7 protein-coding genes are annotated in these 26,171 nt (G+C 57.3%); all 7 read right to left on the minus strand.

All coding sequences use genetic code 11. The annotated features are described in order from the left end of the window. Positions 1–52: 52 nt before the first annotated feature. The gene (locus EDC38_RS13955) at positions 53–2,617 is read right to left on the minus strand and encodes a glycoside hydrolase family 9 protein (protein ID WP_246004446.1); all 2,565 of its coding nucleotides are present in this window, start codon (positions 2,615–2,617) and stop codon (positions 53–55) included. A gap of 130 nt (positions 2,618–2,747) precedes the next feature. After that, a complete protein-coding gene (locus tag EDC38_RS13960) occupies positions 2,748–4,616 on the minus strand; it encodes a ShlB/FhaC/HecB family hemolysin secretion/activation protein (protein ID WP_123639175.1) in 1,869 nt (622 codons plus the stop codon). A gap of 47 nt (positions 4,617–4,663) precedes the next feature. Further along, entirely contained in the window at positions 4,664–18,277 is a 13,614-nt protein-coding gene (locus EDC38_RS13965; protein ID WP_123639176.1) for a two-partner secretion domain-containing protein, read from the minus strand. 74 nt (positions 18,278–18,351) lie between these two features. Beyond that, on the minus strand, positions 18,352–20,418 hold the full coding sequence (locus tag EDC38_RS13970) for a hypothetical protein (protein WP_123639177.1): 2,067 nt from the start codon (positions 20,416–20,418) through the stop codon (positions 18,352–18,354). Between the two features lie 147 nt (positions 20,419–20,565). Further along, positions 20,566–21,492, minus strand: coding sequence for a hypothetical protein (locus tag EDC38_RS13975; RefSeq protein ID WP_123639178.1), 927 nt, complete (start codon positions 21,490–21,492; stop codon positions 20,566–20,568). A 61-nt stretch (positions 21,493–21,553) separates the two neighbouring features. Beyond that, positions 21,554–23,737, minus strand: a complete 2,184-nt coding sequence (locus tag EDC38_RS13980; protein WP_123639179.1) for a hypothetical protein — start codon at positions 23,735–23,737, stop codon at positions 21,554–21,556. Positions 23,738–23,816: 79 nt separating this feature from the next. Then, positions 23,817–26,165: a penicillin-binding protein 1C gene (gene pbpC / locus EDC38_RS13985; protein ID WP_246004447.1), complete on the minus strand. Its 2,349-nt coding sequence runs from the start codon at positions 26,163–26,165 to the stop codon at positions 23,817–23,819. Positions 26,166–26,171 lie beyond the last annotated feature (6 nt).

A 26,171-nucleotide genomic window follows, 5' to 3' on the forward strand; every position in this document is an offset into this window, starting at 1 on the left:
AAAAAAACGGCGCCATACCGGCGCCGCTTTCGATGCGTGGCTGATGCGTCAATCAGGGTTGAGCAAACATCGAGCTCACCGCGTTGGACAGGAACAGATAGCTGCCGCCCACGGTAATCACGTACTCATTCTGACCCCAGAAGAACGGCCAGTTGTTTTTGTTTTCCGGGAAGTCCGGTGGCAGCACCAGAATGCCCGGGATGATACCGCCCGGGATGAAGGAGAAATCCGCCCGGTTGTTGCCGTACGCGACAGTGGCCGAATCCGGCCCCAGGCCCGACACGAACGAGTAGTTGGAGGCCGGGTGCTGACCGAATACGAAGTTCAGGCTGCGGTGCACCAGGTCCGCTTCGACAATGTCCGGGAAGGCCTGATTCAACCAGTAGTTGGCGATACCGAAGCTGATCACGGTACCGGCACCGGCCCAGCCGCCACGGGTGATGGGCACGCCGAAGGGATTCTCGGCTTCGAACTCGCCAATGCTGTCCCGATAGGCCTGGGTCAGCTCGCGCAGGTCGCGCTCGTAGGCCTCATCCATCAGCGGCAGCGCCGCCGCCAGCATGAAGGCGTTCTGGGCAAAGCGCTCGGAGACCTGCGGCAGCAGCGCGCGCACCGCGTCCGCGTATTTTTCCTCCTGAGTGCTGAGTAACAACTCCACGGCCGCCTTCAGCTGCTCTTCCTCAATCCGTCCGCCAGTGGTGTTGGCATTGCGGAAGGTGTTGGGCTCGCGCCCCTGCTCGTACTCCCAGACATTCCGGGCGGTCTGCAGGCTCTCGTCGGCCAGCTCGTCGTTATAGCCACTCAGGGCCCGACTGGCGGCGGCCAATGCGGCCGCGGAGCCGTAATTGAGCGCGGTGGTGTTGGTGGTGAAGGCCCAGCGATCGTCAAACCGACCACTGCGCATGGTGTCCGAGGGCATCACGTCCTCGGTGGGCGTCGGATCGATGGTGGATGGTTCGTACATCTCACCCACACCGCGCTCGTCGGCGTGAGGATCCAGCGCCGGGTCGTAGACCTTGTTGTCGGTTTTGGTGGAACCGTCACCCAGGTGCGGATACTGGTACAGGTGCGAGGCGACAATGCCCGGAATGGCGTGCCCGATGGCCCGGTGCTGGGCAATCAGCGCCAGGGTGCCGTGCTCGATCTGCTGGAGAATGTCGGACTTGCCGTCGGGACGATGGATTTCCGCGTAGCGCTTGTCCTGCAGCACGGTGGTGTTATCCCGATCGATACCGAACTGCTCCCAGGTGTGCACCAGATGCTGCACGGTGAAGTACTGGGACTGGGTGCGGATATCGTAGTCACCGGCGTCGTACCAACCGCCGTAGTTCAGGCCCGGAATATGCTCGAAGGGCTCGAAGTCGGTATCGGTATTTTCATCGTGGGCAAAGAGGTCAAAGTGCTCGTAGTTGGGCGGTGCCTGCAGAGCATCGTCCAGGTGCGAGGCACCGTGCCAGACCCGATAGGCTTCGCGCACTTTCATATGGTCCATCTGCACCGGGAAGAACACATCCAGGGTCAGCTGCCAGGTGTTCTCATGGACCTTGTCGTCAATCGGAAAGGGCAGCGTGGTCTGGTCGCCATAGGCCAACTGGTAAAGGCCGGGCTCGGTGACATCGGAGAAATCGAAGGTCAGATACTGGTAGCGCAGGTAGTCGCCCCAGGTCTCCGGGGTCCCCTGCTTGACCACCTCGGTGGCGCCGCTGTCCTTGACCCGCAGCAGACGCGCCGCCCCCTCGGGCTGGGCATTGGCGTCCAGCTCAATGATGGCACGCTTGTTCTGCGCCGGATGGTAGCCCAGTTGGGAGTAGCTGATGACCGGAGCCCGGGTCCAGCCGGGGATGCCGTTGATATCCAGTTCCCACTCGGCCACCACGCCGGACTCCCCGGCGGGCAGCAGGCTGCGCACCACGTACCAACCGTTCTGGGCCTTGTTGCGACCGTCATAGAGCATCAGTTCGCGCTCATCGCGCAGGTTGCGGATACTCACGGTGCGTTTGGGGTCTTCCGGCGCCAGTACCAGGTGCTGACCCTGGGCAAACGGCGTGGACTCGGTGAGGCCGTCTTTGACAATCATCGGGCCGGCGGGGTGGCGCGGGAAGGTGCCGGCTACACCATCGGCCAGGTAACCCTTACCGAAATAGGCCGCCGGGACAAATTCCATGTTCAGGCCAGCCTTGCCTTCCAGAGCGGCGGGCAGCGGCTCATCCAGCAACACTCGCATCAGGACTTTATCGCCCTGCGCTTCGGTCACCACGGTGTATTCAAAGTCGTGCTCCGGGTAGGCCAACTGGGTTTCCACCCGCTGGCTGTCCCGGACCACCCGGCGCTCGACCAATTGGCCCATACCGTCCCACTGTTCGGGGGTGGGCAGCAGGCGCACATCGCCGTTGGTGGCGGTGCGTTCACCGTGGTGGATGATTTCCACACCACTGGTTTTGGCGTCGAAGAACAGGCCGCCGGGCGGATTGGCGAACGCCAACACGTTGACGCCGGGGCGTTCGAAGTAATCACGCTCGTTGAGCGTCAGGGTGTCGCTGCCGGGCTGGGTCGCGCAGGCCGTGACCAGCGCGGCGGCGCATAGCCCGACCGCCACGGGTCTGAATAAGGACTTCACTCTCTTTATCATGGTTACCCCTCGTTATCGTGGAATCGCAGAAGGCACTTATATTCAATATGACCATCTACTTGAGGGTAACCATACCCCAACCGGCACCTTTTTTCGAATGTTAAGTGGTCTACGACATCTAAAAACTATACTGGAGATCGAAGTACGCCCGGACGTCGTCCTCAATATCGCTATCATCCTCCAGCGCCGTATTGCGGGCCGCGAGGGGCTGGGCCAGGGTGAGCGAGCCGCGCACCCCGGCTACATTGATCCGAAAACCCAGACCAATATTGCTAAACTCCCCCTCGGTGTCCTCATCCCCTTCCAGGATCGCGTAACGCTGCCCGTAGCCATAGTCGGCAAACAGCATGGGCTGCAGCGCGTCTTTCAGTGGCCCGAAACCGGGGAAAATCCAGTCGACACCGGTGTGTACACCGTCGTCCGCAAAATAGGCATTGAGGGCAAAAGCGCGCGCCTTGCGCGGGCCGGACAGAGAGAACTGATTCACTGACGAGAGCGCCTCTCCCGAGTACTGCAATGAGGTGCGACTGATCACCCGGGTCCCCAGCTCGGTGAAGGGTAACCGCCAGAAGCCGAGCAGGGTATAGTCCAAATTCACCAGAGTCGGCGTCTGAGGCAACTGCTCATCCATCGGATCCACCTTGCTGAATTCGCTTCGGGTAACGCTCAGGCCCCCTTGGTGCAGCAAGCGTCGCTCTTCATCCAGGCGATCGAAGCGGTACTCCAGCGTCAGATTGCGAACAACGCTGTGCCGCACCAACGCCGAGTTGACAAAGTCCATTTCCGAGCCGATTTCCGCCCAGCGCAAGTGTACCGACCGGTTCTTCAGACGGGTGCGACGCAGTTGATAGTCCAGCGCCGCGTCGAGCACCTCTGAACGACCTTCAATATTCAATGCATCAATATCATCGGAATTCGACTGTCCGACCACAAAGTCATTGCTGGAGGCGCCCACCGAAAACTTCAGGCGCGGAAAGTAGGCGGGCACCCGGTAGCGGAACATGCCATACAGGGAGTTGTCCGGCTCGTAGGAGTTGAGCACCCCGACCTGCAGCTGATCGCCAATACCCAGTGGATTGTGCCAATAGACATCGCCGTACAATCGATACTCGCCGGAGGATTCCGAGCCGTGGTTATCGATGCGCAGGTTGGCATCGAGCCGACGCTCGTCGGTGACATTCAGGACCATGCGCGAATCGCCCACCTGTTGACCGGGCTCAAAGAAGCCGCGCGCCCGCACACCGGGCAAATCGTTGACAAAAAACAGGCGCTCTTCAATGACGCCCGCTTTTACCGGTTTATCCAGCACGCCATCGAACACCCGGGCCAGGGTACGGTCCCGATAGTGGTCATTGTTCTCCACCCGAACCTCGCCAAGATTGCCCATCAGCACGGTGAGATTGACCACGCCGTCGCGCACCCGCTGTTCGGGAATATAGGCTTTGGCGAGAATGAAGCCCCGCTCGCGATAGTACCGGGTGATGGTATCGGCGACGGTTTCAATCATGCCCAGAGTAATGCCCCGTTGCCGCCGCTGCTCACGCACATGAAACACCACGCGCTGTACTTCCAGCGGGCCGACGTGGCGATCTTTGGTGTCCTCTTCGATTTCCGCAATCAGATCCGATAGCGATGCCAGCTCATCGAGCGTATAGCCCGATTCCAGCATGGCATCCTCATCCATCATATCGAAGCGCAACGCTTCGACCTTCTCCATCACTTCGGCCCGGGTAATGCCCAGTTCCGGGTATTCCACCAGACCCTGCACGCGAAATTCGCGCACGTTCAGCCGGGGGCCTGCCTGGGGGTCGGGGCTGCGGTCGCGCACGGGGGGCACATCCAGATCCAGACGCAGACTCTGCTCTTCCAGATCCGGCACCTCGGTGGTATCCGGCATTTCCAGAAAGCTGCCCGCCAGGCATGGCGTGGTGGCGAAGCCCAGGCAGGCCAGACCCACCACTTTCAGAGCTGTTGATACGGCATTCATGAAACGTCCTTTAATCCCTGTTTTTTGGTCGTTATGATTGAACACACTCAGTACGCGGAATACCGTTCCTCGTCTTCCTCCTCATTGCCGTAGCGCTGATCCGGTGGCATAAGAATCGAGACTTCGTCGAAACTGTAGTTGCGTACTGCGGTGAAAATGGCGGGGTCAATGTCTTCCAGGCTTTCCACTTCCACCATCTGTTCACCGGCACTGGTCAGCTCCTGATTGCTGAACTGAATGGCCGAGTTGTTTTCGAATGTTTCCGGTATCTGGCCAAAGCCCCAGACAGGCTGCCAGCTCCGAATACCCTGCAGAACCAGCGAGTCCTTGAAGTACATGACCAACGGCCGGGCCACCGACCCGATATCGCCACTCACGACAAAAAGGCCTCGCCGGCCGACCAGGTCCGGCTTGTTCACATTGATGCCGCCCAGTCCCAGCAGGCTGCCCTCCGCGACCGTAAAACGAACGGTACCGACATCGTAGTTGGCATTCACCACACCGCCGGCCTCAATGGCACCCTCGGCGGAACGATCAAATACCGGCCCTTCCCGGTTATCCAGGGTCACCGTCCCTTCGTTGAAAAACACAATATCGTCATTGTTGGCCAGGCGATCGATCCGCACGTCCCCGGTATTGCCCAGATCGATCCGGCCCCGGTTATTGGTGGCGTGCAGTTCACGGGTATCAAGAGCGATGGATTGTCCGGCACCAATGCCCTCTATGGAGGCCAGTTCGATTCGCTGGGCAATCACGCCGTTCGTCTGCGCTTCCAGTGCGGATTCAATGCGCCGGCCACTGCGCAGCGCAATGGTGCCCTCAGGGTTGTCGAGGTAACTGACGGTCAGATTGTCGCCAGCGGCGTACTCAATGTTGCCGGATCGGGTTTCGGTGCGCGCCGAGCGGCTCATGGTCAACTCACCCCCGGCATCCAACTGAATATCCGCCACCGCAGTCAATCGAGCATTCTGTTCAATAGCGCCCTTGGCGCTAATGCTCAGGACGCCACCACTGATCACCTCGGCGTCCTGCGCGACCCGCTCACCGGCAAGCTGAATATCGTTTGCGGTAATTGAATGATTGATCGTCAGGCTACCGTTTTGTGCATCGAGATTCAGGCTTTCGGCGCTGAGCCGGTTTTCAACCAACAGGCCCCGACCACCAATCCGCACCTGACCGTCGCTGTCGATGCTATCCAGACGCAATGCCTCACGACTGTCCAGCGTCAGATCCCCCACCTGGTCCGCACGCAGGCCCTGAATGCGGTTGTTCTCGTTCATGGCCTGCAGGTTTCCATCAACGGACAGATCCAGGAGGTCAACCGTCCAGGCACCATTACCCTGGGTAACATCGCCGCGATTGTTGAGCGCGAACGTCTGAGCCTGCACATCGCCCAACAACAACTCGCGTTGATGATGCAGCTCAATGTCCTGGGCGGCATCAAGATGAACGGTATTGCTGAAACGGTTGCCGCCATCCAGATAGATACCCGCCTGCTCGGACGCAAAGTGAGTGACACCCGCGACGGAAAGATCCGCATCGCTGGTAAGATTGCCTCGAGCCGTCACCTGCGCACGCCCCAGGCTGCGCAGTTCTTTCAATACCAGGGCTTCGCTATTACGCAGCGCCAGGCCACCGGTGCCGACATCCGCCATCAGGGTTTCAATCCCGGTCTCGATGGGGCTCTCGACGGAACCAAACTCGCTGACCGAGACCAGACGCAGCTCGCGCGCGGACAGGGCCTCGTCCGCACTCTGGGTTACCCGGGCGTTGCGGATTTCCAGGCGACCGGGCACAGACAGAGCACCGGCCAGATCCACCACATCGTCGGTATTGGCGGCGAGAGTGAGGTTGGTTTTGTTGGTGTAATTAAGCTGCGCCAGATCACTGACTTGAACCCGATTATTGTTCGCCACCACCGTATCCGGATTCAGGCGGGTATTGATGGTCAGCACATCGGCCACGACATTATCCTGCACCTGTGCCAGCTGCGAGAACTCAACACCGAAGACCTTGCCATTGCCGGCCGTGTAGCGTAGCTGTTCCTCACCACCAGTGCGCGGGCTGTAGGTCACCTGATAATTCGCATCACCGCCGGACACCCGCAACTCATCATTGCCTGCGCCGCCGCTCAGACGCTGATTGCCTTCGACACCGGTGGGCAGGTTCATCAGAAACTGGTCATTGCCGGAAGCACCGTCAATTAGGCCGGTCACGCCACCGCCGTCGAGACGGAACGTATCAACGCCCTCGCCTCCAATCAGGTCGGTAACGCCCTCGAAACTCAGGCGGGTGTTGAGCGTACCGGCGTTTTCGCCCCGATCAAGCCGCCAGCTGTTGTCGGCGTGCAGAGAAGTTAAAGTGGTTTCGGTATTGTTCCCGATGAAATGGGTGATGTTGCGCAGGTCTCCGCGGGCTTCCCCCACTGTCACAGCCACGAGCCGGTTGACCTCGGACATGTCCACGGTGTTGTCGCCGTCGCGACCATCGATATAGCCCTGCAACGACCCGCCCGACAGAAACTCGACGACATCGGTGCCATTACCGCCGATCAGATTGGCCACCCCGGTGAAATCGAGGTCACCGAGTGTGCCCCGATTCTCGCCGTCCAGCACCCAGAGGTTTTCGTCCGCGCGCCCGATCAGGGTATGACCGGCGGCCGTAGGTGCCGCCAGGGTATCGATATTGAACACCTGCAGATCAGCCGTCGGTGCGTCCTCTGAGGACGGAGATTCCACCGCCAACTTGAGTTTTCGATCGTCGGCCAGCTCAAACAGATCGAGGGTGTCTTCACCACCCCCGCCGTCAATTGCGCCGCTCACGGCTCCGATACCATGCAGTTCGAAACGATCCGTCTCGCTATTGCCGAGCAGGTCGACAAAGCCGGCGAAACGGACATCACCATTGAGCGAACCGCTGTCCTGACCATCGATCGCCCAGGTGTTGGATCGGTCTTCGCCCTGAAGCCGGTGATTGATGTCGCGGTTGCCAACCAGGCTACCAACGCCGCTGACACGAACATCAGCGCCCTGGTTGTTGAGGTCCAGGGAGATCAGCAGCGGCTCGGCGGTGTTCTCGATATTGAGGATATTGTCTGCCAGAGCGCCGCGCCCCTCGATGCGACTGACCAGACCATCGCCCGAAAAAATGAAATTGTCAGTACCGCTTCCACCCACCAGATGATCGATACCCCGAAAGCTCAATTGTCCTTCGAGTTCACCCGCACCGCGCTCCTGTATACGCCAGGTGTTTCCCTCGCCGGTACCGACCAGTTGATGGTTGTGATCCAGGCTGGCGGTCAACGAGTCGATATTAACCAACCGGGTTTCGTTGTTCTCGCGATCGCTCACCGTAAACCGGTGCGCCAGATCCGCTTCCTGAGTGAATACCGTATTGATCTCGCCCCGCCCATTGATCTGACCGACCAGCTGGCCTTCGCCCTGCAGAACAAACGCATCCTGCCCGTCACCACCTTCCAGCACATTGAAGTCAATAAAGTAGAACGGCTGGTGATTGTCGATGGCTACCTCTCCGTCGTTGACGCCATCGCTGTTAGGCAGATCGGCCAATCGCTGGATGGTCCAGGCAACCGAATCCGTCACTCCGTCTGCAACTTTCAAGGTACTGGTGGTGTCGCTGGCACTAGTGCCACTTTTCCCGACAACGCCCTCAATGCCGAGAATATCCGAATCGATATCGCCCACGGTGACCACCACATCGCCGGCCTGATTGGAATAGTCCACCAGATCGATACCATCGCCATCGCCGCCTTCAATGGTACCGTCCACATTGCCGGTGCCCAGCAATGCAAAGGTATCGCTATGGGTGCCGCCGGTCAGCTCGGTGAAACCCGTGAATGTGACACCCGCGTCACTCGCGCCGGATGCGGTTGGGGAAACCTCCCCGGCATTGAGCGCATTAACCACCCAGGAGTAGGCCGCATCGGAGGCACCGTACAGGCGATTGCCAGCGCCCTGGGCATCAATCTGTTCGATTCCGACGACCTGAATGTCGACGTCGTTGAGCCCATCGAGTCCGACCGAGACCGGCCCATTGTCAGACAGCGCGGTAAGGTCCAACGCATCGACGCCTCCCTCAGATTGAGTTCCGCCGCGTAGCTGTTCAAAGCTGGCCAACTGCCCGACCGTCAGTGCGCCGCCCGCTACAAACAGATCATTGCGAGCGCCGCCCTCCAGGGTTTCCATCCCGACAAACTCGGTACTGGTGCCACTGATGCCCTGTTCGGATACCGTGCCGCGCCTTGCCTCCGTCAATAACCAACGGTTATCCCGGTTGGGCCCTCTCAGAGTGTTGCCCTCACCACCGCCGACCAGCGTCTGGATTGCCTCGAATACGATTGATTCATTGAGCGTTCCACGGCCAGCACCGTTCAGAGTCCAGGCGTTATTGTGTTGATTTGCGCTGAGGCGATTATTGCCATTAGCACCGCCTTTCAACCCACCGCTGAAGTCGTTGCCGCTGTCGAGAATCGAGAAGTGATCCGCTTGGGTATTGCCCACAAGCGTGGCCATGCCTTCAAAGCTCATATAGTGTTGGCTTACCGTGGATTCCGCTCCCACCGAGCCGCCATCCGAATGACTGATCAACCAACGCGTCGCCGCATTGTCGCCGGTCAGAGTGTCGTGACCGGAGCCAGCCAGTGAGTGAATGTTTTCAAAGCCACTGATCCCGCCATTCGCCGTTTCAATCTCGCCGTCATACTGACCGGTCAGCCGCCACTGGGCCGCCTGCTCGGCAGTTTCGCTATCGGAAAGTTGATACGCCAATCCATTGTCGCCGTCACCACCGTCGATGCCGGAGACCTGTGCCGCCGATGTCAGGGTAAAGCGATCATTGCCTTCACCGCCAAGAAGCTCGGACAGGCCCGTAAAGGACGCAACACGATCCTCAACCGAGCCCTGATCTTTCCCGCTGACCCGCCAGTGAACCGAGTCGTCACCTTCACTCGTTACCTCGAGGGTGTTATCGTTTCCGCCACCGTCGATGGCGCCGGTGATTAATCCCCCGGTGTTCACCACAAAGGTATCCCTTTCAGAACCGCCCTTCAGATGCTGAACCCCTTCGAAGCGCAGCGAATCGTCACCCAGATAGCCCGAGTCTGTCCCTGCGACCGTCCAGGTGGTCGCGCTGTCGATGCCGTGAAGCACGTTATGCCGGTCACTGCGTGCGCTCAGGGTTTGAATGTTCTGTACCCACAAAGCGGTGTCCGCCTCACCTGACCCCGACGGCGTCGACTGCCAGAAGGCAAAACCATAATCAGAGCCAGTGGTATCGATCACATTGCGGCCAGTCCCGCGAGTGGCGCCGCCGTTCACTGAGCCGGTAATTTCGCCAGAGCCGACAAACGCGAACCGGTTATTGCCGTCACTGCCCACCAGATGATTGAAGTCGATAAAACGGATTTCATTATTGCCGCCGATGTCGAAGATGCCGTCGTTGATGCCATCGCTGGAGGCCAGCGCGTCAAGTTTCTGCACGCTCCAGGTGTAATCGCCGTCACCCACCACGCGCAACGTACTGTTGGGTGACGCGTTATCGGTGTGATTGCCGATAATACCGTTGATCCCCTCCATGGCCATGCCATCGCAACCGGACACACCGTCCAACAGGGCGATGCAGATATCCCCGTCGCTATTGGAGTAGTCCAGGAAGTTGGAGCCACTGCCACCGGTAACCCCGCCGGTCAGGTCTCCGCCTTCGAAGGCAAACACATTGTTCTCACTGCCTTCCAGAAAAGCAAAGTCATGAAAGGCCAGGGTGGTGTCGGTCCGCTCGTTGTTTTCGGGGAACACCTTACCGGTGTTAATGTCGGTAATAATCCACTGATAGGTACCCTCTTGAGGACCTTTCAGGATGTGCCCCTGGTTTCCGCTATTGGCATCAGGGTTCGCTGTGAGGGTTTCGATATTGACGATGCTCACATCGACATCCAGGGCATCACCCATTCCCACGGTGATCCGCTCGTTTGACGGACGCTGGCTCAGGTCGACACTGTCTCGATCATCCGCTTGACCGACGGGCTCACCTCCGTTGAGCAGACCGGAGAACAAAGCGCCCGTGGCTGACGCCACAAACTGGTCGCCCTCTTGTCCACCAACCAATGTCGTCATGCCGACAAAGTCAGTGGCGGTTCCATCCACGGCGGGGCTGGCTGCATCTCCGCTCGCAGCAGAAACTACTCCCTGATCCGAACCGGTCAGGAGCCAATAGTTATCTCGGTTCGGACCCTGCAGGGAGTTGTTCTCGCCATCACCGACCAATTCATCCATACCACTGAAATTCAGAACCTCATTGAGGCGGCCGGTCCCCGTGTCGGTCAGCACCCAGGTGTTGGCACCGCTGGCAGTCAGAGTATTGTTGCTGCTTCCGCCCGAGAGAGTGCTCATGCCGGCAAAATCAAGCCGTTGCTCGTCACCCGACACCGACGTTTCCAGGGTGCCCTCATGCGCGCCGGAAATGATCCACTCGCTGGGATTATCGGTGCCTTGCAGAGTGTCCGCGCCCGAACCTGTCAGCGCACTGATGGCGGTAAAGTTGATGCCGTCTTCCGCTTCACCCAAGGTAACCGAACCATTGTGAGGCCCACTCAAAGCCCAGGTCGCCGCGTTCACGTCGTTAGGCTCGACATCGTAGGTGAGCGTGTTGGTACCGGCGCCGGCGGCGATGTTTTGCACCCAGGCCTGAGCGCCGGTCAAGGTAACGCGGTCATCCCCCCGACCTCCGGCCAAAACCTCGATACCCGTGAAGGTACCAGCCCGATCGGCACTGCCTGCGGCAAAACCGTCCACCGTCCAGTCGATTGCCTCGCCATCGGCGCTGCCAATGGTCAGAGTATCTGTGCCCTCGCCACCATTAACACCGCCGCTTACGGAGCCGGTCTGCCCGCCATTTCGTACCAAGGTGAAATCATCTTGATTCGAGCCACCCCAAAGGGTCTGGATGCCCGTGAAGCTGACCGTCTGACCCTCGGCTACCAGACGACCACCATTGGCCCGATCAATTATCCAGTCACTTTGGAGGTCCGGGCCGATCAACAGATTCTCACGATCAGTGTGGGCCCGAATGGTTTCCATACCCTTGAGCCATAAGGGTGAACCACTGGTGCCGTCTGGAGCCTGCTCCCTGAGCCGAAACGCCACGGCGGCACCAGATTGCCGGGTATCAACGATGTCACTGCCGGCCCGGCCATCAACATAGCCGGTCAGTCTTCCTCCACTTTCAAACAGGAAGGTATCCACACTGGCACCACCCACCAGCTGATTGAAGTCAATGAATTCGACGTCGTCCCCGTCGTATTCGAAGGCCCCGTCATTGATCCCATCAGCACGGCTGTGTCCATTATTGTGAATTCGCCAGACGTAATCCTCATTGCCATTGGCCCGCAACTGACTGTTGAAGCCAGAGCTGCTGTTACCGATCACCCCATCGATGTTATCCAACAGAGGACCATCGCAGGCTTCACTGCCGGCAAGCAGGTTGACGCACAGGTCTCCGATCGCCAGTGAATAATCCAGCCAGGTATCGCCGCTACCACCGGTTATTCCGCCCACGGCATCTCCGCCGTCAAAGCGGAAGTCGCTGTCCTCTCCACCCACCAGATAAGCGAAGCCGGAAAAATCCAGTACGCGATCAGCGCTGTTATTGGGTTGGGACTCGCCCGAGGTAGGCTGTACAGTGCCGGTATTTTCGCCGGTCAGAGTCCACAGGTAATAGCCCGACAGGGGCCCCAGAAGCTGATTGCCGGTACCACCGGCAACGTCATTGCCAGCCTCGGCCGCCGTCAAGGTTTCGATATTGCGGATGGTGATATCGTCGTCAGTCCGGGCCGCCCAACCTGACGCCTGGTTGTCCGGTGTCAGCATCCCCACGGTGACGGCTTGCGTCAGGCCTTCAAGGTTCAGCGTGTCATTAGCGCCAGCACCACCATCAATCACGCCAGCAAAGAGCGTATCACCTGAGACGGTAAAGGTATCGGTAGTAACGCCGCCAACCAGGGCCGCCATACCATCAAACTGAACGGCTTCGTCGGGATCAGAAACGGGGGCCAGAGCGCCCGAACCAGCGCCGCCCAACATCCACACATTGGCGACGTCAGGTCCGGCAAGTACATCTCCACCACTACCGGACAGCGTACCGAATGATACAAACTGATTGATTCGATCGACCACGGAACCGGTCGCGCCATTATCGCCAAAGTGCGTGACGGTCCAGTGATTATCATCACTGGCCAGACTGAGCGTGTTACTCGCCGTGAGGCCTCCATCCAGAGAGCCGTAAAACGCAGTTCCGGCCATGAGTGTGAAGCTGTCCTCGGCTGACCCGCCCACCAGCGAAGCCATACCCGACAGTGTCAGATTCTTAAGACCCTCCGCTTCGACTTCGTTCAGGGTCCATTGGTTATCCGCCAAGGTCGTACCCGCGGTAAGCTCCCAATCGGTACCCTGGTCGCGTCCGTAAAAAGTGTCTGCTCCCGCACCTTCCAGTGTTTGAATACCAAGAAAGGCTTCGACCCGGGTATCACCGCCTTCCTGTATGGCCGCCCTATCGGCCGCCGAGTGGTCCAGGTACCAGTGATTGGACCCGCCATTGACCGAGAGGGTATTGCCCGCTTCAGACCCGCCGTCGATCTCACCGGCGAAAGAGGCATTCTCGACCAGCGTGAACCGATCCTCACCGGCACCACCGGTAACCTTGCTCATGCCAGTCAGAGATATCAGGGCGTTACTGGTGGTATCCGGTTCATAGAGGGTCCACTGACTGTCAGCGCCATAGACCCAATCGGTGGCCTCATTGCGGCCCTGGACCTGATCCTCGCCCGCACCTTCCAGCCGTTGTATACGGCTGAACCTCTCGAGTCGTAAATTGGCTGTTGCATCACGCTCGACGACCGCACTCTCAGTGCGACCATCCAGATACCAGAGGTTGGGATTGCCGTTGATGGTCAGGCTGTTGATGCTGGCCGAACCAACCGCTTGCTCACCGCCATCGATTGCGCCGGTGTAGCTCGAATCCGCCAGCAGAGTGAACCGGTCATTTCCGGCACCACCGACCACTTTGCTCATGCCATCAAAGGCAACCAATGGATTCGTGTTCGTGTCCGGCTCAAAGAGCGTCCATCGATCGTCAGCGCTGTAGACCCAATCCGTGTTGCTGTTGCGTCCCTGTAGGTAGTCGTCGCCAGAGCCTTTAAGCACCTGGATACCTGAAAAGGTAATACTTGTGGATGAACCCGTCCGTGACGTCAAACTGTTCGCGAAGCCGTCGTCTGTCAAAGTCCACAGGTGGGCGTCTTCAGAGTAAGAGGAGACCGAATTTCCCTCGCCACCATTGTCCGTGATGGTGTAAACCGCATCACCATGCGACACCGCGAAGTGATCTGTCCCGCTACCGCCGATCAGCGCGGAGAAACCATTGAAATGAAAGTGGGGATTCTGTTCCTCGTTGAACGTTATAGAGCTGTCGCTCTCAACACCATCATTCAGGACCCAATGATTGACCGTATTCGTCAGCGCCAGCGATTGCCCGCCAGTGCCAGTCGCATTGACTTGAATCCTGTCCGCGACCGGGGCCGAGTTTCCACCGAGCTGGACATCGCCGTAGCTATTGATCGTCAATTCAGTAAAATTAACGGCATTGGAGTCACCGACAGTGCCACCGAACGTGGTCTTTCCTGTATGCAAGGTCAAGGCTGAATCCGAATTTACCGCACCCAGCGACCCGGTGATGGTGAAGTCACCCGCTTGGATATCGAAATCATGCGCCAACCCCTCAACGCCAAGCGGACCGGCGTCATTGCGAATCACCAGTGCCGAAGAAGCAACGAGTACATCGTCATTCAAGCCTATACGTCCACCTTCACCATGAGAGGCATCGGGTTCAGCGTTATTCGACGACAGCGCACCGCCTGAGGATCTCACGTCACCCGTTAAGGTAATCCCGTTAGCGGCAGTAACTATGATGTCACCGCCGCTGCCTCCGTTAGCTGTATTGGCCCGCCAAGCGTGGCTTTCTGAGTGTCCATTGCCACCACTAGTGTCTATTTCTGACAGAGTTACGCGGCCAGCCTCAGATCTGATTTCCACCTTCCCACCGGACCCACCATGTTCTCCGTCACCAAAGGTACTGGTATCATTGCCGGCTCCGCCCGTGGAAATCAGGTTTCCGCCAAGTTCGATATTATCAACGGCCGTGACCACAATGGACCCACCGTTAAACCCGGGGCCCCCATCGGTACGGGACCCGGCCGATGCATTGATCTCCGCCCTTTCCTCTAATGACAGAGCGCCATCGGAATTGATGGTAATATTGGATCCGTTCTGCCCCTCTTGCTGGGTACTGATGGTGCCCAGTTTCAGATCGCTGCCACTGTCGATATTGATTGCGCCAAGGACAGCAGCGGAAAGCGAACCTCCCGCATCAAGATCAGTCAGAATGAGGTCCGTAGCGCTAAATAGACTCACATCGCCGGTGGTGGTTATTGCCGCCGAATGCGCCGCGCCCCCTCCGTGGAGGCGGTTTCCGGTCCCGCGCAATTCAAGATTAACCACGGCGTTTTCATTGAGGTTTTTAAACACGAAATCGCCGGCAATATCCAGGCGTGATCCAGAGGTTTGATCCACCAGGAACTCGTCGGAGGTCGAACCCTCCGCATCCAGCGACAGGGTGAAGTTTCCTTCACAGCCATCGTTAATACAACTATCCGCCGTCACAATGGTTCCCAGAGACACTTCTTCCGAAACGCTCAGTTCGACGTTACCCCCCGTCGACCAGTCAGCCACTCCATACCGCCACCCATCGTTGACCCAAAGTTCCCCATCCTCAAGTACATTCGCGTATCGGGTTATAACGGCGCCACCAAAGTTGATGGTTTGACCCGAGGCGATAAAATTACCGCCTGAGGTATAGATATCGCCGGATGTGGTAATTGATCCTTCCCCGTCCTCATTGGCGTCCGCTGTCAACGTAATATTCAGGGCATCCCGAGCATCCCCGTAAAGATCAAAAATGACGGCGTCCCCGGCCGTGCTGGACCACCCGTTTTCCGAAGTCGCGTTCTGCGAGGCAACGTCAGCGTCAAAATGAATACTGTCGTCTGCCTTGGCCGTTAAGTACGCTTCCTCCTCCGTGTGCCCCCCAACAACATTCCCATCGGAATCTCTGGGGCCCGTATCATTGAAGTTGATCACCCGGGATAAATAGATATCTCCTGCCGCCGTGATATCAACACCACCGGTTTTCTGATGGAGAGCGAGCTCATTGTCCTCGCTGTCAGTGCTATAGGGGTAGCCGAAAAACAGACTACCCACCCGGACATCCCCGCTGGCAGAATCAGAACCTTCGGCTTCAATGATTATCTTCCCACCGCCAAGTGTTGACGACGTATCAATTGATCCTTCCCGGGTGATTTCTCCAAGCGCAACGCGCCCGTCCGAATTCGAGTCCGTGTACTCCAGGCTGTAGAATGCTCCTGGAGCCTGATAGCTCCCAACGTTAAAGTCACCACCGACGGTTTGAGCCTCACTAAAGAGTTGGATCGATCCTGCGGCATCCAGGAGGATATCAGAGCCGTTGGAGTTCAGTGCCCCAGAGATTGTAAGATCGCCGGTGAAGACATGGTCGCCTTCGGAGTCATAGTTTAGATCCTGGACATTGAGGGAGCTGTCGCCGGCGTGAATCTGAATGGTGCCGGCTTCCGAGGTAAGATTCGCGCCGACATTGATAGTGTTGCGGGATCTAAGGGTGATTGACGAGCCTGAAATACCGGAGCCCGCTGATAGATTGATAGCGTCCGTTGCACTGAGCACAACATTTCCCGATGATGATATTGAACCGTCACCGGAAAAGGTTATTATTTTGCCACCCTCAAAACCCTGACATATCGCATCACCGCAGGTGGGATGTCCGGCTATTGCCTCGAAGCTTCCGTTGTTCAACGAAACACGTTTGTTTACGGCTATATTTCCGCCGGAGTGGAGCTTAAGCCAGACACCAGAAGAAGTATCAGAAGCATCTATGACACTATCTACTGATATGCTTTTCGTGGCTTCTAGTATGACGCTAGAGTTATTGTGCAGTAACGCCCTTATAATATCAGATCGAATACTGAACGTTTCCCCATTATCCTCAAAGCTCACCTCCCCTGCAGCATCTGGAGCATCACTACCTGAACCATCAATTACTATGTTCTCAGGATCTAAAATAAGCATGCCTGCTCCTCGCGCGCCCGATAGATCAGCCGAACCTGAGAAAGCCAATTGCTTCTTCCCCGAAACCTCCGCAAAGCCACCCGTGCCATCCATTGCACCAGAAGCTTCAATATACCCCCCAAACCGCGTGCTATCATCAGCCCAGACGATAATGCGGCCCCCGTCGCCATCAGCCGTGGCTCTCGCCCTTAGCTCGGCCTCCGTTTGCACAATCGTTTTTTCCGCGTTGGGTAACCAGGGGTTTTCACCCCGGTAGCCTCCCCCGAAGTAAATGCGCCCACCGCCTTCTGCCCCTGAAGTGTCTACAGACGCAGTGGCCTCAGCGCCGACATATTGCCCCAGCGCCATAACCTCTCCACCCTGCCCGCCAACAGAGGACTGCGCCTGCGTCTCGCTACCGCGTTTCAGTAAGGTCGTACTCCGAGCATTGAGCTCAACTCGCCCGCCATCGCCATTTTGGGTATTGGCTTCAACGAGACCACCCTGAGTGACGTTCTCGCCCAACAGGAACGCGCTACCGGCGTCATGCGAGTGCCCGACCCGAATCTCACCCGTATTGACCAGGTCCGCCCCTTCGCCCAGCGTAAAGCTGCCATCGTCATGCATAACCACGCTGCGTGCGTCCGACAGCGAGCCAGTATTGACGGCCCGGGAGAATACGTTCCGACTGGCAGAGGCAGTCAGCAGTACTCGGCCACCCTTGGCTTCAATGGAACCTTCATTCAGTACCGCGGGATCAACACCCAAGTCATTCTGAAGAATGGACTCGGTTACCCGTATACCCATCAGGCCGTCGCTATCGAAGGTCATCACAGCTTCTTTACCGGCAGCCAGCGCCACTGACCCCAGCTCGGCGCGGATCAGCCCCTGGTTGCTGACGGTTTTACCCAACAGGCCGACCGACCCACCCAATGATGCCTGTAATGTCCCTTGGTTGATGACTGTACCCTCTACCTCATCTAGAGCAGAAAAGACAAAGTCGCCATTCATAAAATCATCAACGCCGATATCGAGACCGCTGGCCAGCAGGCCGCCCACATTGACCTGAGCCGACTCACCGAACACTATGCCTCGGGGGTTGACCAGCACCACATGGCCGTTGGCATTGATACGTCCACGAATATCCGATGCCGACTCACTCAGTATGCGGTTAAGTGCCACCGAATCCGCGCCTGGCTGGAGAAAGCTCACCACCTCGTCGGCATCCAGATCAAAGCTATCCCAATCGATGGCGATCCGATCCGAGTATTGCTCAATCAGGGTCTGCTTCTGTTCCGCCGATATCTGGCCTGAGCCTCCGGTAATGCGGCCCCCCTCCGGGCCAGCCACGGCCGGCTGAGACATAACCAAAGGAGAACAGGCCAGCATGGCCATATAGAGCTTGCGTTTGGAAAAGGACAGCAGAGTGTTGGCGCGGGACGAGGGAAGCGTCATGGTAACAATCCTTATCAGACGTAAGGCCCGAGAGATCGGCTCGGGCCTGTTTTCAGGTCGACAACGTACTTGAGTTATTCGGAATAGCGGGATATCACCACAAATTCGTTTGTGGTCAGATCATAGGCAAGGACTGCTTTGTAGTGGTCTTGAGCGACAAAAATATAATTATTTTCTTCCACATAGTGAACACCCTCCGACAACCGGGAATCAAATTCATCATTCTCATCATAGGGGTGTATGACAACCCACTCATCGGTAGACTTATCTTTCTTCATTACCCCACGAGAAGTCTCAAAGATGTTCAACTCTTCTCCTACAAGAAAGAAATCGTTTATCGCTCTGATAATAAAATCTGTCGGGTAATCCAGAGGAATCTCCACTCGATCACCACTGATCAATTTTACCTTATAAAGCGCTAACCCGTTATGAATGTAAGCCCACCCATCCTCTTCCGAAACCAGAATCCCATCGGCCGACGAAAAGTCAGGGCCAGAACCAACGCCCGCTTCAGGATCTGAGATTACCTCACGCTCACCGCTCTCCAGGTTGACTCTCAAAAGGCGCCTGAAATCCCCTCCATTACCTCCCGATAGGATATAGACGCTTTCAGGATCTAAAGAGGACTTAACAATACCTCTAGGCCAATCGAAGGCCGATGCAAGATCTCCCGACTTCGATTGTAGGAGCTCTATAGCGATACCAGTTCCGAGATCTATTTCATAGATCGGGGTATCGAATCCGCCACTGCGAGCAGCCAGCAATCGATTATTCTCAGAATCAATGACGCCAACATCAAGAGACCTTAAGTTAAGTGCGTCGTTTTCTCCGTCATTTGTGACGAAGACAGAGCGTATACCCGTATCCAGGTCCACCGCTAGCACAGAGCGATACTCAGTTTCCCCATTATCTTGATCACTACCCAGTAAAAGAAGACGGTTACGAGCCTTGTCATAAACCATTTCTCCAATATCAAACTGCCCCTGCTCATCATCCGGAAACGGCGCCGTATAGTCCTGCCCCACCACCGTCACTTCCACTGGCTCCTCCAACTCATTGCCGGCTTCGTCACTGACCTGAAGCGATACCCGGTTTTCACCGGGGGCCAGGGTGATGCTCTGCTGCCATTCGGCAAAGCCGGTTTCCTCATCAGGTTCCAGGGTATAGGGAACGGTGCTGTCCTGGTGGTGTACGGTCAGGGTAACTTCGGCGACATCACTGAGTTCATCGGAAGCACGACCACGGATGGTCAGGGTTTCAGCGCCGCTGGCGCTCATGGGGGGCGGGAACGCAATTTCACCGACCGGAGGCTCTTCATCCGGGGCGGTGGTCAACGCCCACTCGACGGTTTCGGTTCCGATGGTGATCGCCACCTCCCGGGTTTGGTCAGGACCGCTAAGCGTTACTGCACGCAGAGAGATGGTATCCCTCGACTTAAGCTCTCCCACCTCGGTGGTGAACTCTCCACCGTTGACCCGGTACTCACCACCGGTGATATTGACGGCCACGGGGGTGTTAATCCCGCTGATCTCGACCTCTTCACTGGTTACCTCTGTTTCGGGATCAAGATCTTCCTGGGGGGCAAAGCCGAAGGCATTCGGTGTTGTATCTTCGGCTTCGGTGGTAACGGTAAAGGTGCCGCTAATCCCACCAATCGTCAGCGTGGCAGACGCTTCGGTGCTGAAATTCCCGGAGGCCGTCACTTGAACCCTGACTTCGTCATCCAGGTCCACCTCGCCGTCGGCGTCGGTATAAGCGCCACCGTCGATACTGTATTGACCCCCGGTAACCGAAATCGCGGTAGCGGCATCAATACCGCTGACGGTGACGGTATTGCTGGTCAGTGTGGCACCAGGCTCTACATCAAATTGAGGCTCGAACGAGAAAGGGGCGGGCTCAAGGTCAGCGGGTTGGCTCGAGCTACTGGAGCTTGATACTGAACTGGAAGTTGAGCTGGAACTGACAGAGGACTCAGACGATCTTGAGCTTGTCTGCGACACGCTGGAAGACGAGAATGAACTGGACGATTGGCTGCTGGATGAGCCAGGCTCCGGCCCGCCCCCACTACTGCCACCACAGGCGGTCAATCCAAGAGTCATCAGAGAAGCCAGGGTAAGCTGGCGCAGTAAAGCGAGGGGCATGACGTGCACTCCTTGTGTTCCGTGTCAGTCTTCAAAGAGCGGCATTATGCCAGCCCTTTATCCATTTTTGTGTGATGCAGTTAAAGTTGGCGCAAAACACCTCAAGATTAACAGAAAGAATACGGAAAATACCGAAAGCGATTGGCTCTATCGGGCTATAATCCACTTACCATTTTCGCGTCGAAATACAAGACCATACCTCACAGATCCCGGCTCATCAACGAAGTTGAAGGCAATTGCTGGACCATCATCTGACCGAACTAACGCAACCAGCTTTCCATTTGGTTCGTGGATCAATCCAAATTTCTCATTGTCTGATCTAACAATTTTCAAATCGGGGTTACTTAGCGACTTTTTAAGGCTCGCTATCAGCTCTTCCGCCGTTGTTCCATCCTGTAAGTAAAAAGCCCTGTCAGTTTCGGAGTTCCTCTCCTCGAACATTGTCATTATAACGTCGACATCCCCCTCAATGAGGGCGTCCTCAATCTTCTTATATTCTTCGTAAAGCTCATCCCTGTGCCGGTAATACGTCTCGTCTGAAACTGCAAAGTAATCAGGAAGATCATCACTTAAAAAGAACTTCCACAAAGGTAAGCTGTTAGGGATGTCTACCGTCCTTGTAAGTGTAGGGCCGGCCATTTCCTCTTCTGGCTGCTCTATATCCAAAGGATGTATAACAATATTTCCGTGGGAATTTTCGATGAACTCATTCTCTGGGTCGACCTGACGACTCCCAGAACCGCCGTTTAGGGCCACGAGATCAGTTTCGCTCCCATCAAATACAATATCTGTTATCTTGTGACTGACACTCAAATCTTCATCCGGTTTAACAACCAAGCTCACTGAGAGCCTCGCAGACTCTGGATACTCAGATCCCGTTTCAGGCGCAAAAATCCCAAGGGAAAAAGTGTTTTTTTCAGGGTGAATATAATTGTTAACGGGAAGCTCAACTTTCGACTGGCCCATCAAGCTATTCACCTGATGGACCTTCACACCATTTATATTCACGAAAGATTCGACATTATTACTCTCTACTAACAAGTAAAATAGCGGTTTTTTTTCAAGCACACTCATTCCATCACCTTTACCGTCAGAACAGGATGAAGATAAAAAAATACATAACACCAGAACCAGCTTAGAATGGAGCTTCATTAAGGGAATACTCCTTTTTTTCTCTAGGAAATCTGGCCTCTGGCAATATTTCCCTGAGCCTTTTCATTTCTTTCTCTTTCAAATTTTCGTTCTGTGCTTTCTTGTAACGACCTCTCCTTCTCCGGTCATCCTCATTCTCAGCGTTTTTCGAATCCACCGTTCCTTTGGCTACCTCCGCATAGTAGGTGTAGTAGAGCGCCGCACCCGTAAACAGCACACTTCCACCAATCGCGGGCTCACCTTCTTTTACGGTTGACGTAAGCTCGAACACAGCGCCAATACCTTTAGATTCAGATCCCGCGCTCTTGAGGGACATTACCATGCCCGCCCTGACCTCGACATAGAATATTTTTGCTTTCGCCTCGATTCTGGCTTCTACACCAACCAACAAACTCAGCGCACTCTTGTTGGTCGTCGTTACTCCGTCTTTGGCCAACCAGCGTTTTCCTGCGTTCTTTTCCCAAGATAAGCTGCCTGAAAGCTCACCGGAAATAAGCAAGTCCAGTGCGACTACAGCGCCTGCACTGAGCTGCTCTGTTCCTATCCCTTTTTGCGCGCGCTCTCGAATCTCCTTAAGAATCGTGGAGTGGGGTCCCTGCAGGCTGATTATGGTATCGAGAATATCGACACACACATCAGCTTTAAGCAGTGGCGTCATGGACAACGATATACTTCCCGATACCGCGATATCGTTTCGCTGTTCGACCTCTTTAAGTTCAACACCCCCTTTGAGCTCTACCGTCGGCCAAGTCAGTTCAACCTTGTTTCGATTGGATTCATTTCGGTTTTTCCCTTTGCGGGTGTACTTTTCGATGCTTTCGGTCACAGTGTCCATCATTGACCGGATCTCAGGGAAGCAGTCGTCCACCGTCAACTTTTTGTCCGATCCGAGCTCCCAATGGTGAGTATTCACCTGACCGGACACTTTCCCGGAGAGTGCCCAGTCTCCGGTTGAGCCTTCATTACTATCAAGGCTTTTAGACGCACTACTCTGAGAGTATCCAGCCTTAACGCCGCCCTCCCACTTCACCATCGGAAACGCCTGCACAATTCCCTCTATCTGCTCGATTTCTGAGCAGCCGGAGGAGCTGAAACGGTAGGTGTTGAAGTCGATATCACCCGGTAACAGATAACGGCGCAGGAAGTCGCTGAAGGTTTCCACCGGTCGGTCGTTACTCGGGGGCAGCACCGCTACTTCTTTACCACTTTGTTTGATGACGCTGTCGCCGTCCGGGCCGCTCAGATTGATTGAGGGGCATGCATTTTTGCCGTGACCGCAGGCGCCGGCGAAATCGACGGTGATTTTGTCGGGGCGGTCATCCTGGGTTATGACCTGCAGCACTTTCTGGGTGCCGTTCATATTCGGTTCGCCATTGAGCACGTCGAGCATGTAGCCGCGCGACCCGTAGTGGGTGCACCGCAGCATGAATTTTTGCAGCTCGCACACGGGGATTTCCTCGACGGGGTCATCATTGTGTGCGCCATCGCCACTGTCGTCGGCGTGGGGGCCCAATGTGGCGGGAGCATTTCCGGCCGTGGCTTCCAGCAGCTCTTCTACCAGATTGGTTTCGCCTCCGGGTTTACCGGCGCCCGTCTGTATTGGCTCCTCCACTACGACCAGCTCACCTTCGTGCAGCGCCTGAGCAATGGACTGAAGCGGGGCCTGTGCTTGCCATTGGCCTGCCGGGAGCAATTTCCCGGTGGCTTTGAGTTGTTGGGCGCTGGGATTGAGGCTCTGCACAAAGGCTTTAGCGTCGCTCAGGCTGACAAAAGATCGGGCGGGGTGGTCGCTTTTGGTAGCGTTTGCGGCCGGCATCAGTGCCCAGGCGCTGTCCCGGTTATTGCGGAAGCGGGTCAGGCCACTCAGGCTGTTGAGCATGGCCGGGTTGGCGCTGGGGTAGATCTGAACCCGTCCCTCGGCAATCCAGTCCGCCACGCGCCGGCGGGCATCGCAGGGGTCGGCAGGCGGAGCGGAGTCACCGAGGCTGACCAACAATTGCAGCCAGAAATCGGGGTCGCAATCCAGGCCGATCAGAAATTGATGCGCATAGAAGTTGTCGCCAAACCACATCGGTCGCGAGATCGGGCGAGGCCCCTGGCTGGGGTGATAAAAGCGGTAATATCGACCAAGCAGGTCGTTCAGGTAAGGCACACTTGCAGGTAGCATGACTCAGCCACTCCTTGTAATCCCTGTCATTTGCACGCGAATTATGCCACAGCGTCTACCGCAAATGTGTGACTCAGTTCTACCCCTCGCCGCCCAGAACCCGAAACCAACGTTCCAGTTGGTAGCCATCTCCATCCATCAGTCGTAATTTGTGCCAACCCGGATCGAGAGAGACCGCCTGCTCGTGAAACAGGCGGGTCTTGCCCAGGTAACGATCATCCAGATGCCAGAACAGCTCTCCCTCGGGATGGCGATGGACGGCCTGAAGAACGGTGCGCCCGCGCCGCCCGCTCAGTTCCAATGGGATATACACCTGACTGCCCTCACGGGGATAAAGCAGGTCCATGGGCTGGTCATCGGCGTAGTGGTGAACGGCGGCCAGACAGTCCGATCGCCAGGGGGGAACCGGTCGGTAATCATTATGATGCAGGCGCCAGAAGTGCGCCTGGAGCGGTGGCAGGGTGAACCAGTCGGCCGAGACCATGGCGCTAACCCGCTCACAACCGGCGTGCACCCGATACTGGCCGGCGGCATCGAGCTGGACCCGCTGGTAGTGTGGGGTGACCTGCTGAAAGTGGCTGTGCTGAGGAACGTCTATCTCGCGCGACTCGCACTGGCCACCGGCAAGATAGCCATCGGTGATGCACACGGAGACGGTTTTCAGGGCCTGGGTCGGGCGGTCAAACCAGCGATGGTTGCCCAGCTGAGCAAACACTTCGAACAGTACCGGCGCGGCGCTCTTCTGGCCGCTCAGTGCCGGAGCCGGTTCACCGCCGGCGTTACCGGCCCAGACGCCCACGGTGTAGCGGCCGTTGCTGCCGATGGCCCAAGCATCGCGCAGGCCATAACTGGTGCCGGTTTTCCAGGCTATGGCCTGACTGCCGCTGAAGTCCCGCCAGAGCGCATCGGTGCCGGGCCGGACAACATTGAGCAGTGCCTGCAAAGTCAGCCAGGCGGCACCCTGCCCCAGGCCGGGATCGCCCTTTGCCTCTCCGTGTTCGCCATGGATCCGCTGTGCTTCGGCGGGCCAGGTGCCCGCACGGGCCATGGAAGTCATTCGGGCATAGAGATTGGTCAGCTCCCACAGAGTGCCTTCGGCACCGCCCAGAATCAGACTCAATCCATAGTCTTCCGCCGGGCGGTGCAGGGTGCTCATTCCCAATTCCTGTAAACGATGATGCAGACGTTCAATGCCGTAATCTTTGAGCATATGCACCGCCGGCACGTTGAGCGAGCGGGCCAGTGCCCGGTGGGCGGGCACGGCACCCCGGTATTGACGGTCATAATTTTCCGGGCGGTAGCCGCCGAAATAGGCGGGAACGTCCGGCACCAGAGTGGTGGGCAACAGCTCGCCCTCTTCCAACATCAGGCCGTAGAGCAAAGGTTTGAGAATGCTGCCGGTGGAGCGCGGTCGCTGGATAATATCGACCGCCGGTGCGTGGCTGTCCCCGGCGGCCTGGTTGCCCACATAGGCCAGGGTGCGCATCCGTTCATGATCCAGCACCAGAATCGACAGGTTGTGGACGCCGTCCCGAGCCAGGCGGCGCCCCTGCTGCTCGGCAATCTGCTGGGTACGTCGCTGCAGGTCGGCATTCAGGGTCGTGTGGAACACTGCCTGAGAAGGGGCCTCGGCGGCCAAGGTGGTCAGCAAGTGAGGCGCCAGATGAGGCAAAGGTCGGGGTCGTTCGGGGAGCGGCTCGCGTAGCGCCAACGTCAGATCCAGTTCACCCAGGGCGCCAGCCTCGGTCAGACGGTGCAGCAACTGATCCCGCTTTTGACGCAGGCGCTCGCGATCGCGTCCGGGGTGGATCAAAGCCGGGCTGTTGGGCAGCACGGCCAGGGTGGCCGCTTCCGCCCAGGAGAGCTGCTCTGGCTCTCTTCCGAAATAGCGCCAGGCGGCGGCCCGCAGGCCAACGATGTTGCCACCAAAAGGGGCGTGACTGGCATAGAAATTCAGCAGCTCATCCTTGCTGAAATGCCACTCCAGGTGCAGAGCGCTCAGAGCCTCCAGCGCTTTATTGGGCAGAGTGCGGGGCGGGTCGTCGCGCAGCATTCGCGCCAGTTGCATGGTGAGGGTACTGCCGCCGCTGGTGACCCGACCGGCTTTGATATTGCCCCAACTGGCCCGGGCGATGGCCAGGGGGTCGATGCCCGGGTGGAGGCGAAAACGCCGGTCTTCGAACAGCAACAGTGCCTGCTCGTATTTGTCCGGCAACTCGGTAACCGGAGCAAAGCGCCATTGCTGGTCACCGGCAATCCGGGCTTCGAGCAGTTCGCCATTGTCTGCGAGTATCAGGCGGGCGTAGTCGCGATTTTGTAAGCTTGACGGCAGCGGCCAGTACTGCAGGAGCAGCAAGACAACCAGCATCCCCCCGGCCACCCCCAGCAGCCAGGGCCGACGTATCCACTTGCCGAAGGTCTTACTCACCGCCGC

This window comes from Marinimicrobium koreense, from assembly GCF_003762925.1.
In the GTDB taxonomy this organism is placed as follows: Bacteria; Pseudomonadota; Gammaproteobacteria; order Pseudomonadales; family Cellvibrionaceae; genus Marinimicrobium; species Marinimicrobium koreense.